Raw genomic sequence first — 14,234 nt, 5'->3', positions numbered from 1 at the left:
AAATCATGTTTAAAAATTTCTTTGTATCAGAATTAAAATATACGCTGAAACAACCCCTAGTATATATTATGCTATTACTTATAGGGTTGATGGTATTTGGCGCTACAGCAAGTAACAATATACAGATAGGTGGTTCTATAGGTAATATATACAGAAACTCACCATATACTATCACATTATACACCACTGTAATGACCATATTTGGCTTAATGATAGCCACTGCTTTTTTTAATAATGCAGCTTTACGGGACCATAGTAATGGGTTTCATGAGATTCTTTTCAGCACTCCTCTTAGTAAACCCGGATATTTCTTTGGAAGATTCTTTGGAGCATTACTTTTATCTACGATACCTATGCTTGGAGTCTTTTTAGGCTCAATAATTGGTTCTTTTTTAGCCCCTATATTTGGATGGATGGACCCTGATAGATTTGGTGATATACATCTAGCAACCTTTATCAATAATTATTTCCTTTTCATATTACCCAATATGTTTTTTGCCGGAACTATCATATACACAATGGCAAATAAATGGAAAAGCACTGTAGTTTCTTTCGTCGGAGCACTAATCATTATTATCGCATATATTGTATCGGGAACCCTCACTTCGGATATAGATAACGAAACCATAGCTGCCATGACAGATGTTTTTGGTATTAGAACGTACTCTATAGATACCAAATACTTTACTCCGGTAGAAAAAAACACTATTAATCCAGGTTTTAGCGGTATTCTTTTACAAAACCGATTATTATGGATTGGTGTTGGAATTGTAATTTTATTAGTATCGTACTTCAGTTTTTCTTTTAAAGAAAAGAATAAAAAAGTAAAGAAAATAGAGAAAGAATCTATTACCGAAAAAAAGGTTTTTTCTATACCCAAAATAAATCCTCAGTTTTCTCGAAAAACAGAATGGATACAATTTAAAAGCTTCTTTTATACTAATTTCTTAAGTATTATAAAGAGCGTAACCTTTAAAATTCTATTCCTTTTTAGCGCAATTATTTTGGTCTCTGACTTATTAGGTGGATTTGAGTACTTTGGATTAAAATCATATCCTTTAACATATAAGTTAATAGATTCTATTAATGATAATACATCTCTATTTACGGTTATTATTTTAGTATTCTTTAGTGGTGAGTTAGTTTGGAGAGATCGTGAAAGCAAAATTAACGAAGTTGTTGATGCAACAGCACATACTTCTTTTATTTCATTAGCGGCAAAAGCTCTTTCTCTAGTAGGTATTACTGTAATTTTACAAGGTTTTTTTATTCTTTGTGGAGTTCTTTTCCAATTAGCTAATGGATATACACGTCTCGAATTGGATATTTACCTATTAGATTTTTTGTATAGCAATCTACCAGTATACCTAATATGGAGCGGCGTAATGATTATGATACAAGTATTACTAAATAATAAATATTTAGGTTATTTTATCTCTATACTTGTCATTTTTGTTTGGGGTTTAATGATGAATATATTCGATATTGACTCTAATATGCTTACCATTGGCGCCAGGCCTTCTCTAGAATATTCTGACATGAATGCGTTTGGCCCAGGGCTTAAAGGCGCAATGTGGTTTAGCTTATATTGGATTTTGTTCTCTATACTTTGTCTTATTATAGCTGGTGCGGTATGGAATCGAGGAGTACTTAGTTCTTTATTAAATCGAATAAAAATTGCAAAAAAACAAATCCCTAAAGCATATCGAATCTCTATTGCAATTACTGCTTTTGTCTGGATCATAGTCGCATGTTTTGTATACTACAATACTCAAATATTAAACACGTACAAAACATCAGATGAATTAGAGAATTTATCTGCAGAATATGAAAAGAAATACAAGAAGTATAAGGGTATAAAAATCCCAAAAGTTACCGGGGTTAAATATTTTATTGACATTTTTCCGTACAAAAGAAATGTTAACACCAAAGCAATTGTAAAGCTTACAAATGAAAATAATGTAGCTATAGATTCTTTACATTTTAATGTAGATAATGAATGGGAGACCACTTTTGATATTCCAAAATCCGCATTAGTGTATGAGGATAAAGATTTTGGTTACTTAATCTATAAACTTAAACAACCTTTACAACCCAATGAAACTATCAAGATAGAAATTAACAATAATTATCTAACAGAAGGATTTACCGATGATAGAGGAAATACCAATATCATACAAAACGGTACTTTTTTAAATAATTTCCAGATACTTCCTGGATTGGGTTATAACGAGAATGTAGAGCTATCCGAAAAAAGTACTCGAAAAAAATATGGATTACCCCCAAAAGCGAGAGCTCCAAAATTACAAAAAGGGCCAAATCAATATCATATGAATAATTATCTTACCGATGGCCGTTCAGACTATATTGATGTAGAAACCATTATCTCTACAGCAGATGATCAAGTAGCTATAGCTCCTGGTTCACTAAAAAAGAAATGGAAAGAAAATGGAAGAAATTATTATCATTATAAAGTAGATCAGGCTTCACAAAATTTTTATTCCTTTATTTCTGCTAGGTATGAAATAGCCACAAGAAAATGGAATGGGATTGATATAGAGGTATACTATGATTCAAAACATGATTCTAATGTCGAAATGATGTTAAACGCAGTACAACGATCATTAGAATATTACACCAAAAATTTTGGTCCATACTATCATAAACAATGTAGAATTATTGAGTTTCCGAGATATGCTAGTTTCGCACAAGCTTTTCCTGGTACAATGCCTTATTCTGAAGCTATTGGTTTTGTGATTAACCTAGAAGACGAAACAGACAACAATGTTGTAGATGCTGTGATTGCTCATGAGATGGGTCATCAGTGGTGGGCACATCAAGTTGTTGGTGCCAATATGCAAGGGGGGACTATGATGAGTGAAAGTTTTGCAGAATATTCATCTCTCATGACCCTTAAGGGTATTGCAAAAACACCTATGAAAATGCGTGAATTCTTAAAATATGATCACAATCGATACTTGAGAGGTCGAAGTGGTGAGATAGAAAAAGAACTTCCACTATATAAAGTAGAAAACCAAGGCTATATCCACTATGGCAAAGGAAGTGTAATATTATATGCATTACAGGACTATATCGGAGAAGAAAAAGTAAATTCTGCAATGAAAGAGTTTTTGGATGCTTATAAATATAAAAGCCCACCTTATCCGTCATCTTTGGATTTTATGGAGTATTTAGAACCAAAAGTCCCCGACTCTATGAAGTACCTTATTAAAGATTGGTTTAAAGAAATTACTCTATATGACAATAGATTAAAAGAATCTTCATTTAAAAAATTGGATAACGGAAAATATGAAGTCTCTATAACAGTAGAATCTTACAAAATCAAAGCAGATAGTCTTGGTAATGAAATTAAAGTTCCTATAAATGATTGGATAGATATTGGCGTTTTTGCGGATAGTGATGAAGAAAAATTGATCTATCAAAAAAGAGTGAAAATAAATCAAAACGAAACCAATTTTACCTTCCAAACGGATTCCTTACCTATCAAAGCAGCTATAGATCCTAAGAAATTACTCATTGACAGAGTTTATAGTGATAATATAAAAAATATCGAAGGAGAATAAATTCTTTTCAGATAAAATACCTCTAGAAAAACAACCCTTTTCACTATTGAAAAGGGTTGTTTTTCTAGAGGTATTACTTATGTAGCGTTTTTACATTACAATTGACATTTTATTTTTTCCTTTTAAAAATATAACTCATCCATACCGGATCATTCTCTTCAGAAACTACTGATTGCCTATCCACAAATTCCCAATTTGCAGCATTCATATAGTTCAATAAATCAGATGTTCCTTCCAAATTTTCAATTTGTTTAATTGTAATTTGTTTCCCTTTTAAAGATTTTTGTTCTTGAACTTTTATCCTTTTTACTCTTCCGCTATTGTTTGCCTTTTGCACTACTATGATTTCTAAATAATCATATTTAGGGATTTCTTGTCCTTGTATTGAAATAGAAATTAATAGTAAGAAAAATATACTAAAAAATGTAACTCTAGATAATTTCATGGATCTGTTTTTTAAATTTAAAATATGTAACCAAACAAAAAAAACCCTTTTTGAGATGAACTCAGAAAGGGTTTTTTATTTATGATAAAGGAAAGCTTTCTTAAGCTTCAAAAGGAACTATTGAAACGTAAGATTTATTATCTTTCTTTTTTGTAAATTTTACAATACCATCTATTCTAGCATGTAATGTATGATCTTTACCAGCATATACATTTTCTCCTGGCTTATGGGCTGTACCTCTTTGTCTTACAATGATGTTACCAGCTACGGCAGCTTGTCCACCAAAAATCTTTACACCTAAGCGTTTCGATTCTGATTCTCTACCGTTTTTCGAACTACCAACTCCTTTTTTATGAGCCATTTTCTTTCGGTTTTATATTGTTATTACTAGCAGGTATTCTGCTCTCTAATTTGTTATCCTTGTAAAGCCGCTATTAAATCTGCTTTCTTCATAGAAGAAATTCCAGAAATTCCTTTAGCCTTAGCCATATCCTTCAATTCAGCTACAGTCTTAGTGCTTAAATCTTCAGTACTTGTTTTTGTCTCTTTTTTAGGAGCAGCTGCTTTAGTTTTAGTTTCTGCTTTTGGAGCAGAAGCTTTTGCTTTTGGCTCAGCTTTTTTAGCTTCTGCCTTAGGAGCAGATTTCTTAGCTCCAGAAGTTACAATGCTTTCAATTACAATTTCTGTAAGAGATTGACGGTGACCATTTTTAACACGGTATCCTTTACGTCTCTTTTTCTTGAAAACAATAACTTTATCACCTTTAAGGTGTCTTGTGATTTTTGCTCCTACTTGAGCTCCATCTATAGCTGGGGCGCCTAAAGTAACTTTATCTCCATCTGCTGCAAGAAGAACTTTATCAAAAGAAACTTTGTCTCCTTCTTCTCCAGCTAAACGGTGTACAAACACTTTTTGGTCTTTTGCAACTTTAAATTGCTGCCCTGCTATCTCTACAATTGCGTACATAGCGTAACGTTTAATTAATTAATTTTTTATATACAAGAACACACCTATTTCTAAATAGGCGGGTGCAAATATACTGTTAATTAATTAAATGACAAATATTTTAAGCTTCTACAGCGGTCGAATTATAATTTTTTTTCAAGTTCCAACTTTCTTTAAAAAGTTGCATGAATGAAAGTGTAAGCACGAATGTAGTTGCAAATCCCATAATAGCCGCTATAAAAACAACAATACCAACACCTACATGGTAGTGAGAACTCCAATTAGCTAGCATATCTGGCAAGAAATTAGTATTAATATTAGTTACGTATATGGCAAAGAAAATAGTAAAAATAAGAGTAGCATTAAAGCCAGTAAAAAGACCAGCCATAAAACCTTTCTGATAATCAAAATCATTACTCTTCTCTTTTTTATAGTTTTTCATTGCAGAATATAACCCAAAAGCAACTATAATTCCATTACCTAAACTAAAAATAGGGTTTGTTTGTACCCCAAACAATGAAAGAATTAAAAAATACATAATAAGTCCGATAGCAATCAAAACTCCAAACCTGATAGGAATAGTAGACTTCTTCATAATTTCATGTTTTTAACGATTCTTACCTAAAAATATGAAAATCCAAGAAGCTACACAACTTAAATGACAGTTAATTTATTGTTTTTGAGCACTCTACGTTAATGAGTTTTTTTTAACAAATGTTGTAACAAAACCTTATCTTTTCACACCTATTGATAAAACAAAATCATTACTAATGAAAAATAAATTTTACACTATCGCTTGTGGGCTTATGATTACTGCATCTGCAGTTGCACAAGAAGTAGAGTTTACAGAATACGATCTTGATAATGGTCTTCATGTAATTCTACATAAAGAGAACAAAGCTCCTGTAGTAACAGTTGGCGTTATGTACCATGTTGGTGCAAAGGATGAGGAAAAAGGACGAACAGGGTTTGCACATTTCTTTGAACATCTTTTGTTTGAAGGAACCCAAAATATTGAAAGAGGGAAATGGTTTGATATTGTCTCAGCTAATGGTGGTAGAAACAATGCTAATACTACTCAAGATAGAACATACTACTACGAAACATTACCTTCTAATAATTTAGAATTAGCGCTATGGATGGAGTCTGAGAGAATGTTGCACCCTGTAATTAATAAGATTGGTGTAGATACACAAAATGAGGTTGTCAAAGAAGAAAAGCGACAACGAATTGATAATGCTCCTTACGGAAAAATCATTTACCAAACCGGAATCAACAAGTACCTCTATAAGAAGCACCCTTATCGCCGATCAGTTATAGGGACCATGGAGGATCTTGACGCTGCAAAATTGGACGAATTTATAGCTTTCAATAAAAAGTTTTATAATCCAAACAATGCTACTCTGGTTGTTGCGGGAGATATTGATCTAGATGGCGCAAAAAAAATGATCAAGGATTATTTTGGGGATATCCAAAATAACAATCCGAAAATAACACGAACTGCTATTAAAGAAGATCCTATAACCTCAGAAATTATTGCAAAAGAGACTGATGCTAACATCCAATTACCTGCAAAAGTTTTGGTATACAGAACACCTAAGCAAACAGATAAAGAAGCCTACGTTTTAAATTACATTTCCACCATTTTAACAGGAGGAAACAGTTCCAGAATGTATAAAAACATGGTCGAGGATAAAAAAATGGCATTACAAGTTTTTGCATTCTCAAATGCCCTCGAGGATTATGGTAATTACACTATGGTAGCACTACCTCTTGGTGATGTCGGGCTAGACAAACTTCAGGCCGAAATGGAAGCCGAAATAGAAAAATTGCAAACAGAACTTATTTCTGAAAGAGAATTTCAAAAACTTCAAAATCAGTTTGAGAACAACTTTGTAAACTCTAATTCGAGTATTCAGGGAATAGCTAATTCTTTAGCTAGATATAACATGCTTTACGGAAACACTAATCTTATCAACAAAGAAATTGAAATATACAGATCAATTACGAGAGAAGAAATTCAAAGTGTAGCAAAAAAGTATTTAAATAAAAATCAACGCCTTAACCTTGACTACGTCAAGGCTTCTAGCAAATAAAACAAGCATCATCAAAATGAAAAAAAATATAATATTTATCGTTGCATTTTTATGGGTTGCAATTAGTGCACAAGCACAAATTGATCGATCAAAAATGCCTAAATCTGGACCTACTCCTACAATTAACTTAGGAGAACCATTTACTTTCGAAATGGGTAATGGCCTTACCGTACTCGTTGTAGAAAACAACAAACTACCTCGGGTATCTATTAGTTTATCTTTAGACAACCCACCTAATGCTGAAGGCAAAAAAGCTGGAATTAGTGCTGTCGTTTCAGGAATGATGGGTAAAGGAACAAAAAAAATAAATAAAGATGTATTTAACGAAGAAGTAGATTTTATTGGAGCTTCTTTAACCGTTGGTATAAATGGTGGTTTTGCTCAATCCTTATCAAAATACACTGATCGTATCGTTGAGCTTTTTGCGGATGCCGCTTTAAACCCTAACTTCACTCAAGAAGAATTGGACCTTGAAAAGAAAAAACTTATCGAGGGTATTAAAACTGGTGAAAATAGTGCCGAAGCCGTTGCCGATAGAGTAAGATCAACTCTTGCCTATGGGAAAAATCATCCTGAAGGAGAGTATATTACTGAAGAAACCGTTAACAATATTACGCTACAGGACGTTGAAACTTACTACAGAACAAATTTTGTACCTGCATATGCCTATATTGTTTTGAGTGGAAATATAACCACTGATAATGCTAAAAAACTTATAGAAAAGCATTTCACCCCTTGGACAGCAGGAAAAGCACCATCTTTTGGATTACCTGATGTTAAGGATGCCCAATACAGACAAATTAATTTTGTTGATATGCCTAATGCCGTACAAACAGAAATGGCAATTATGAATATCGCTAATCTAAAAATGGCTGATACAGATCATCATGCAGCTTTAGTAACTAATTATATTCTTGGAGGTTCCTTTGGTAGCTATATAAATATGAATCTAAGAGAAGAACATGGATATACCTATGGAGGTAGATCTTCATTGCCAAGAAATAAATATCACAACTCTGCTTTTAGGGCTGCTGCAAAGGTTAGAAATGCCGTAACAGATAGTGCCGTAGTTGAGACTCTAAAAGAAATCAAGCGCATCAGAATCGAAGATGTAGATGATGAAGTTCTTAAAAATGCAAAAGCTAAATTTTTAGGAGAATTTATCTTAGCTTCTGAAAATGATAGAACTATAGCCGCCAGAAGTATTAACATTAAAACTCAAAATTTACCAAAAGACTTTTATGAAACATTTATTGCTAAAATAAATTCAGTTAGTAAAGCAGATGTAAAAAGAGTAGCTAACACATACTTTAATTTAGATAAAGCCAGAATAGTTTTAGTGGGCAAAGGAAGTGAAGTGCTTGAAAATCTTGAGAAAATCACTTTTGATGGAAAGAAAATTCCGATTTTATATTTTGACAAATACGGAAATAAGACCGAAAAAGCAGATTACAACGCCGCGATCCCAGAAGGTATAACTGCCCAGTCAATATTAAACAATTACATTACAGCTATTGGTGGTAAAGATAAACTTGAAAATGTACAATCTACTTTCACCAAAGCTGCCGCATCTATGGGGGGAGCAACCTTAGATATGAGTTTAAAGGTTACTTCTAAAAATCAAACGAATACTGATATATTGTTTGGAGGTAATTCTGTGAGCAAAAACGTTTTTGATGGTAATACAGGATATAAAATGGCTCAAGGTCAAAAGATAGTATATACGGCCCAGGAAATAGCAGACGCTAAAAAAGAAATTTTTCCTTTTCCGGAAATCAAGAATAATTCAGCTTCCATAGAAGGAATTGAGCCACTTGCTAGCGGAAAAGCATATAAATTAAAGATTAGTGACACAAAAACAACTTATTTTGATGTCGATAGCGGCTTAAAAATCAAAGATGTTTTGATACAAGAACAAGGAGGACAGAAAATCACTACCACTATCAGTTATGGTGATTATAGAGAGGTTGATGGGATAAAATTTCCATTTATGTTATCCATATCTGCAGGTCCTCAAAAATTCGACTTTAAGGTATCAGAAATTAAAATAAACGAAGGAATTACCGCAGAAGATTTTAAATAATAATTTCTCTTGGTAAAAGATAAACATCAAAGGCTCATTCAATAATAAGAATGGGCCTTTATCTATTTTTATTAGTAAGATAAACTCCAAAAATAATTACACCAGATGCCAACAACTGGTATCCCGAAAATTTCTCTCCATCCCAAAGTCCCCAAACTAATGCTATAATAGGCATCGTATAGGTCACAGAACTGGCAAATACCGGCGTGCTTATTTGTATTAATTTATTGAACATCAATTTTGCAATACCTGTACCTATAACCGCCAAAATAGCCATATACATAATACTAGTTTGCATATCTTGATTTGAAAATGCTTTTAGATCAAAAAAATTAGAGAAAAAAAGCACAATCAGTGCCGGTATGATAAGAACAACAAAATTACCATTAGCAATTGCCATTGGTGATATATGCTGTAAGTGACGCTTTATGATATTCACATTTATACCGTAACCAAAAGTGGCTATAATAACCAAAAAAGCATATCCATAATTTTGATCTGGGTTTATTATAGACCCTTCCCATATCAATCCCACACTCCCTATCAAACCAATGATAACACCTAGAAGCTGATTTTTACTAAAACGAATAGAAAACAATAAAACTCCTAAAACAAAAGTGATTAAAGGAGTTAATGAATTTAATATAGAAGTAATACCACTATCAATTTCGGTCTCGGCAAAGGCAAACAGAAAAGCGGGAATAAAAGTTCCTACAAAAGCCGATATAGCTACCCATTTCCACTCGGTGCCTCTTATCGTTTTAATACTTCTAAAACCAATAGAAAATAAAAATATAGCTGCAAATACCGTCCTTAAGGCACCTAATTGCATTGGCGAAAGCCCAACAAGTGATTTCTTTATAAGAATAAAAGAACTACCCCAAATAAGAGATAATATCACGAGGTAAAGCCATTTAAGTTTTATGTTTTGCATCTCCCTTATTACTAAGCTGCAAAAATGATAAAATTATAAATGATCAAGTACTTTTTTGAGGGAAAATTAACTAAGATTTAGCGTTCATTCTTTCCAACGAAGACTCTCCATAAGATGCCTAATATCATTACGTAAATAATCTGCCGCCGGAAGTATAGAATCATAATTTGGTTTTACTTTAAAATATACCGAACCAACTATAAAATGATTAACACTATCAGTAGCATAAAACTGAGATGGAGAAGCGGCATCGCCAGACACCATATATATCATTCCGTATACGTTACTTTCTGGATTCGCATACTCGTTGGGTTTAATTCCATCTGCCTTGATAAAATGCTCTTGGGTAAGGTTCTGAGCATCTCTTAACAATGAATCCAAATTATCTTGAATTTTATAATAAGAAAGATACAAAGTAGCATTCATTTCACGATATTCGAGATTATACCAACACTTTCTATTTCTTCTTGCTTTCTTTAATTCTGAAAATTCATTTTTTTCAAATGAGTAGGAGCATGGCAATTCAATTTCTTGATATTTAGGAATGGGATAACTTAACCTAAGCATTCCTTCTGGTTTTGGAATGACCTCGCCACCACAGGACATAAACATCAAAGGCAATATTATCCAAACAAAAAAATTACATACTTTCTTTTTCATTAATTGTCAATTTCACTTGTTTTATTCTCTTATTATCCAAAGATTCTATTTTAAACTCATAGTTGTTTACTACAATTTTCTCTCCTTGCTTAGGGAAACTTCCTGATATCTCGAGCAATAAGCCCGCAATCGTTTCTGCATCTCCCTTTTTATCTTCAAAAATACCATTATCCTGAAGTTTCAAAACTTTATAAAAATCTTTTAATGCAGTTCTTCCCTCAAAAACATAGTTATTATCATCTAATTTTGAGAATATTATATCTTCATCGTCAAACTCATCACTTATATCTCCTACAATTTCTTCAATAATATCCTCTAGTGAAATTAATCCGCTTGTACCACCGTACTCATCTACAACAATTGCTAAATGATTCTTTTTATCTTTAAAATCATTCAATAAATCATCTAATTTTTTATTCTCTGGAACAAAATAGGGCTCTCTAATCAAAGTTATCCAATCCAAATCAGATGTATTAATATATGGCAATAGGTCTTTAACATAAAGAATACCTATAACTTTATCTATACTCTCCTCAAATACAGGTATTCGAGAATATCCATTATTTATGATTTCAGGAAGAATTTCTGAGTAAGGAGCAACATTACTTAAGGCAAAAATATCAATTCTAGGCCTCATAACTTGTTTGGTATCTGTGTTTCCAAAAGACACAATCCCCTCAAGAATTTTCTTCTCTTCTACCGTTGTTTCTTTGTCCGAGGTTAACTCTAAAGCTTGTGATAACTGATCAACACTTAGATTAGATTTTTGTTTCCCTAACCTATTATGTATACCCATAGTTACATTGCGCATAGGTTGACTTATAGGAGAGAGTAACCAATACAATATTCCTAAAGGACGAGCCATAAACTTGGCAAATTTAATTCTATTTCTACTCGCATAAACTTTAGGAAGGATTTCTCCAAAAAGCAAAATCAAAAAAGTAACAATCCCAACTTCTACAACAAATCGCACATTAATCCAGCCTAACCATGTATAGTCTAAACTTCTAAAATACGCGTTTCCCAAAGAGGCAAAAAGAAGAACTATTGCAATATTAATAAAGTTATTTGCTACTAATATCGTAGCCAATAACTTTTTGGGATTATTTAAAAGTTTGGTAATAATTTTAAGGTTTTTAGAATCACCTTCTTCATCTCTAAGATCAGTTGGAGTTAAAGAAAATAAAGCTACTTCACTACCAGAAATTAAAGCAGAAAAAATTAGCAGCACACATAGTACCACCAAATTTATAGTTTGCATAAAATCAAAAACGAATAATGATATAAATAACAGTTCAGGATCAGGGTCCAAATTATCTTTGTTTAATTAAACATATCAGAACGGAAGATCATCTTCTTCTGCATCAGTTGTTTCAGGTGAAGTTGTCTGCGAGTTAGCAACAGGCGGATTCACTTTCGGTGTTTGCTGAGCTGCTGGCTCAGTAGGTTGGGTCTCGTTCTTAGGAGTAAGAAAAGTAAAATCAGTACACTGGATTTCGGTGCTATATCTATCTTTACCTTGTTCATCCTGCCATTTTCTTGTTTTTAAACGGCCTTCGACATAAATTTTATCTCCTTTATTAAGGTATTTTTCACAAATTTCTGCCGCTTTATTTCTAACTACAATGTTATGCCACTCTGTAGTGGTAACTCGTTCTCCTGTACTTTTATTTAAATACGAATCATTTGTAGCCAACGGAAATCGACCAATACAATTACCTCCTTCAAAATAATGCATCTTTACCTCATCTCCTGTATGCCCAATAAGCATTACTTTATTTAATGTTCCAGACATTGCGTGTTTATTAATATTAGTAAATGTAATAAAAAAGGATCATACCTTAAAAAACGAATCTATAAAATTACCTAACAGAATTGGAACAGGATAATTGTGTATCTCTTTAAAATTAACAACTTTGTACACTCCTTCTGTTTTTGGCATATCATTTAGTTTTACAATATAAAATCTAGTATGCAAATGTTGATGAGATAACTTATGAATTATGGGAGTATCTTTAAAAGATGTAATTTCATGTTTTGCACCATTAATTACATTCTTAAACATATCATGAGATTCAATAACATCTATACTATTATCCTCCATCTCGATTAACGGAAATTCATATAACCCTTTCCAAATACCATTTCCCGTGCGTTGTTTAATAATAGTTTGCTCTCCATTAATCAGGAACACTAAGTAATTAAAGTACCTCTTCTTTATTTTTAGTTTTCTCAGTTTAATGGGTAACTTTTCTACCATTCCTTGTTTTAAGCTTTCACAACTATCATTAAGAGGACATACAATACAGTAAGGGCTTTTAGGCTTACATTGTAATGCTCCAAACTCCATTATTGCCTGATTATAATCAGCTGGCTTGTCGTGATCTATTAATTCGCTAGCCAATTTTTTAAACTCTTTTACTCCATCGGTACTATTAATAGGTGTTTCTATTCCATAATATCTCGATAATACCCGATATACATTTCCATCAACTACAGGCGCAACCTCATTATAGCAGATTGATGCTATCGCACTTGCTGTATAATCCCCAACTCCTTTTAAATTTAAAAGACCTTTATAATTATCAGGAAAAACACCATTAAGATCATTTGCCACATATTTGGCTGTAGTATGTAAATTTCTAGCTCTAGAATAATACCCTAATCCTTGCCACAATTTTAGCACCTCATCTTCTTTGGCATTTGCTAATTCAAAAACCGACGGAAATGCCTCTGTAAACGACAAATAATACGGTAATCCTTGCGCTACTCTTGTCTGTTGAAGTATAATTTCACTAAGCCAAATTCGGTAAGGATCTTTAGTTTCACGCCAAGGCATTGATCTTTTGTTTTGTAAATACCACGTAATGAGTTTTTTAGAAAATTTCATAGCAAAATTATAGGTTTTACAAAATTAAACGATTAAAGATGATAATTTAATCTTAAGTATTGATTTTTTGGATTTTAAATTCCTATATTTGCCCCCTTGAAAATTTAAAAACCCCTAAATAGGTATTATAATGACTAAAGCAGATATCGTAGCAAAAATTTCAGAAAAGCTAGGAATAGAAAAAGGTGATGTTCAAGCCACAGTTGAAACATTTATGGAAGAAGTTAAAAGTTCTTTAGAAAGCGGAGACAACGTTTATCTAAGAGGATTTGGTAGCTTTATCATCAAAACAAGAGCAGAAAAAACTGGTCGTAATATTTCTAAAAATACTACTATCAAAATACCTGCACACAATATACCAGCTTTTAAACCAGCTAAGGTATTTGTAGAAGGTGTAAAAACAAACGTAGAAGTTAAATAATAATAAATAAACAGTACACACTATGCCAAGTGGTAAAAAACGTAAAAGACACAAGGTAGCGACGCACAAGCGTAAAAAGAGAAGAAGAGCTAACCGCCACAAGAAAAAGTAGTTTCTAACTACTTTTTTCGTTTAAGAGTTCTTTGAAATCGAAATAAAGAATCTATATCAATGGC

13 protein-coding genes are annotated in these 14,234 nt (G+C 32.5%); 4 read left to right on the top strand and 9 right to left on the bottom strand.

Annotated elements, in window-relative coordinates:
* Window positions 1-5 precede the first annotated feature (5 nt).
* Window positions 6-3,584, top strand: coding sequence for a M1 family aminopeptidase (locus DK508_RS18525; protein WP_109302271.1), 3,579 nt, complete (start codon window positions 6-8; stop codon window positions 3,582-3,584).
* A 109-nt stretch (window positions 3,585-3,693) separates the two neighbouring features.
* Here DK508_RS18525 and DK508_RS18520 read toward each other — a convergent pair whose 3' ends face one another.
* The 4 genes from DK508_RS18520 to DK508_RS18505 all read right to left on the bottom strand — a co-directional run bounded on the left by DK508_RS18520 (window position 3,694) and on the right by DK508_RS18505 (window position 5,569).
* Window positions 3,694-4,029 (bottom strand): hypothetical protein, encoded by a 336-nt coding sequence (locus tag DK508_RS18520; RefSeq protein ID WP_109302270.1) that lies wholly within the window; start codon window positions 4,027-4,029, stop codon window positions 3,694-3,696.
* Window positions 4,030-4,129: 100 nt separating this feature from the next.
* The gene (gene rpmA, locus DK508_RS18515; RefSeq protein WP_109302269.1) at window positions 4,130-4,390 is read right to left on the bottom strand and encodes a 50S ribosomal protein L27; all 261 of its coding nucleotides are present in this window, start codon (window positions 4,388-4,390) and stop codon (window positions 4,130-4,132) included.
* Window positions 4,391-4,443: 53 nt separating this feature from the next.
* Complete coding sequence (rplU, locus tag DK508_RS18510) at window positions 4,444-4,995, bottom strand: 50S ribosomal protein L21 (protein ID WP_109302268.1); 552 nt, start codon at window positions 4,993-4,995, stop codon at window positions 4,444-4,446.
* 100 nt (window positions 4,996-5,095) lie between these two features.
* Window positions 5,096-5,569, bottom strand: a complete 474-nt coding sequence (locus DK508_RS18505; RefSeq protein ID WP_109302267.1) for a DUF4199 domain-containing protein — start codon at window positions 5,567-5,569, stop codon at window positions 5,096-5,098.
* A gap of 175 nt (window positions 5,570-5,744) precedes the next feature.
* Here DK508_RS18505 and DK508_RS18500 point away from each other — a divergent pair, with 175 nt between their 5' ends.
* Both DK508_RS18500 and DK508_RS18495 read left to right on the top strand, forming a co-directional pair.
* Window positions 5,745-7,070, top strand: a complete 1,326-nt coding sequence (locus tag DK508_RS18500) for a pitrilysin family protein (protein ID WP_109302266.1) — start codon at window positions 5,745-5,747, stop codon at window positions 7,068-7,070.
* A gap of 16 nt (window positions 7,071-7,086) precedes the next feature.
* A complete protein-coding gene (locus DK508_RS18495) occupies window positions 7,087-9,153 on the top strand; it encodes a pitrilysin family protein (protein WP_109302265.1) in 2,067 nt (688 codons plus the stop codon).
* A gap of 58 nt (window positions 9,154-9,211) precedes the next feature.
* On the opposite strand, the gene DK508_RS18490 is transcribed toward DK508_RS18495, so the two are convergent.
* The 5 genes from DK508_RS18490 to mutY form a co-directional block, all read right to left on the bottom strand.
* The gene (locus DK508_RS18490; RefSeq protein WP_109302264.1) at window positions 9,212-10,087 is read right to left on the bottom strand and encodes a DMT family transporter; all 876 of its coding nucleotides are present in this window, start codon (window positions 10,085-10,087) and stop codon (window positions 9,212-9,214) included.
* An 84-nt stretch (window positions 10,088-10,171) separates the two neighbouring features.
* A complete protein-coding gene (gene gldD, locus DK508_RS18485) occupies window positions 10,172-10,747 on the bottom strand; it encodes a gliding motility lipoprotein GldD (protein ID WP_109302263.1) in 576 nt (191 codons plus the stop codon).
* The gene (locus DK508_RS18480; RefSeq protein ID WP_235016435.1) at window positions 10,728-12,059 is read right to left on the bottom strand and encodes a gliding motility-associated protein GldE; all 1,332 of its coding nucleotides are present in this window, start codon (window positions 12,057-12,059) and stop codon (window positions 10,728-10,730) included. The genes gldD and DK508_RS18480 overlap by 20 nt, the downstream gene beginning before the upstream one ends.
* Before the next feature lie 24 nt (window positions 12,060-12,083).
* A complete protein-coding gene (locus tag DK508_RS18475; protein ID WP_109302261.1) occupies window positions 12,084-12,542 on the bottom strand; it encodes a single-stranded DNA-binding protein in 459 nt (152 codons plus the stop codon).
* A 39-nt stretch (window positions 12,543-12,581) separates the two neighbouring features.
* Window positions 12,582-13,637 (bottom strand): A/G-specific adenine glycosylase, encoded by a 1,056-nt coding sequence (mutY, locus tag DK508_RS18470; RefSeq protein ID WP_109302260.1) that lies wholly within the window; start codon window positions 13,635-13,637, stop codon window positions 12,582-12,584.
* Between the two features lie 130 nt (window positions 13,638-13,767).
* Between mutY and DK508_RS18465 the strand changes: the two genes are divergently transcribed.
* Window positions 13,768-14,058 (top strand): HU family DNA-binding protein, encoded by a 291-nt coding sequence (locus tag DK508_RS18465; protein WP_024768281.1) that lies wholly within the window; start codon window positions 13,768-13,770, stop codon window positions 14,056-14,058.
* Window positions 14,059-14,234 lie beyond the last annotated feature (176 nt).

The sequence above is a fragment of the Aquimarina sp. AU474 genome (genome assembly GCF_900312815.1).
Lineage (GTDB): Bacteria > Bacteroidota > Bacteroidia > Flavobacteriales > Flavobacteriaceae > Aquimarina.
The sequence above is the reverse complement of the archived record's forward strand: the minus strand, read 5'-3'. Positions and strand labels throughout refer to the sequence as shown.

Bases quoted from the DNA above. Each gene is read 5' to 3' on its own strand.
- mutY (WP_109302260.1), bottom strand. From the start codon at position 13,637: ATGAAATTTTCTAAAAAACTCATTACGTGGTATTTACAAAACAAAAGA.
- DK508_RS18495 (WP_109302265.1), top strand. From the start codon at position 7,087: ATGAAAAAAAATATAATATTTATCGTTGCATTTTTATGGGTTGCAATT.
- DK508_RS18505 (WP_109302267.1), bottom strand. From the start codon at position 5,569: ATGAAGAAGTCTACTATTCCTATCAGGTTTGGAGTTTTGATTGCTATC.
- gldD (WP_109302263.1), bottom strand. From the start codon at position 10,747: ATGAAAAAGAAAGTATGTAATTTTTTTGTTTGGATAATATTGCCTTTG.
- rplU (WP_109302268.1), bottom strand. From the start codon at position 4,995: ATGTACGCAATTGTAGAGATAGCAGGGCAGCAATTTAAAGTTGCAAAA.
- DK508_RS18490 (WP_109302264.1), bottom strand. From the start codon at position 10,087: ATGCAAAACATAAAACTTAAATGGCTTTACCTCGTGATATTATCTCTT.
- DK508_RS18525 (WP_109302271.1), top strand. From the start codon at position 6: ATGTTTAAAAATTTCTTTGTATCAGAATTAAAATATACGCTGAAACAA.
- DK508_RS18465 (WP_024768281.1), top strand. From the start codon at position 13,768: ATGACTAAAGCAGATATCGTAGCAAAAATTTCAGAAAAGCTAGGAATA.
- DK508_RS18520 (WP_109302270.1), bottom strand. From the start codon at position 4,029: ATGAAATTATCTAGAGTTACATTTTTTAGTATATTTTTCTTACTATTA.
- DK508_RS18500 (WP_109302266.1), top strand. From the start codon at position 5,745: ATGAAAAATAAATTTTACACTATCGCTTGTGGGCTTATGATTACTGCA.
- DK508_RS18475 (WP_109302261.1), bottom strand. From the start codon at position 12,542: ATGTCTGGAACATTAAATAAAGTAATGCTTATTGGGCATACAGGAGAT.
- rpmA (WP_109302269.1), bottom strand. From the start codon at position 4,390: ATGGCTCATAAAAAAGGAGTTGGTAGTTCGAAAAACGGTAGAGAATCA.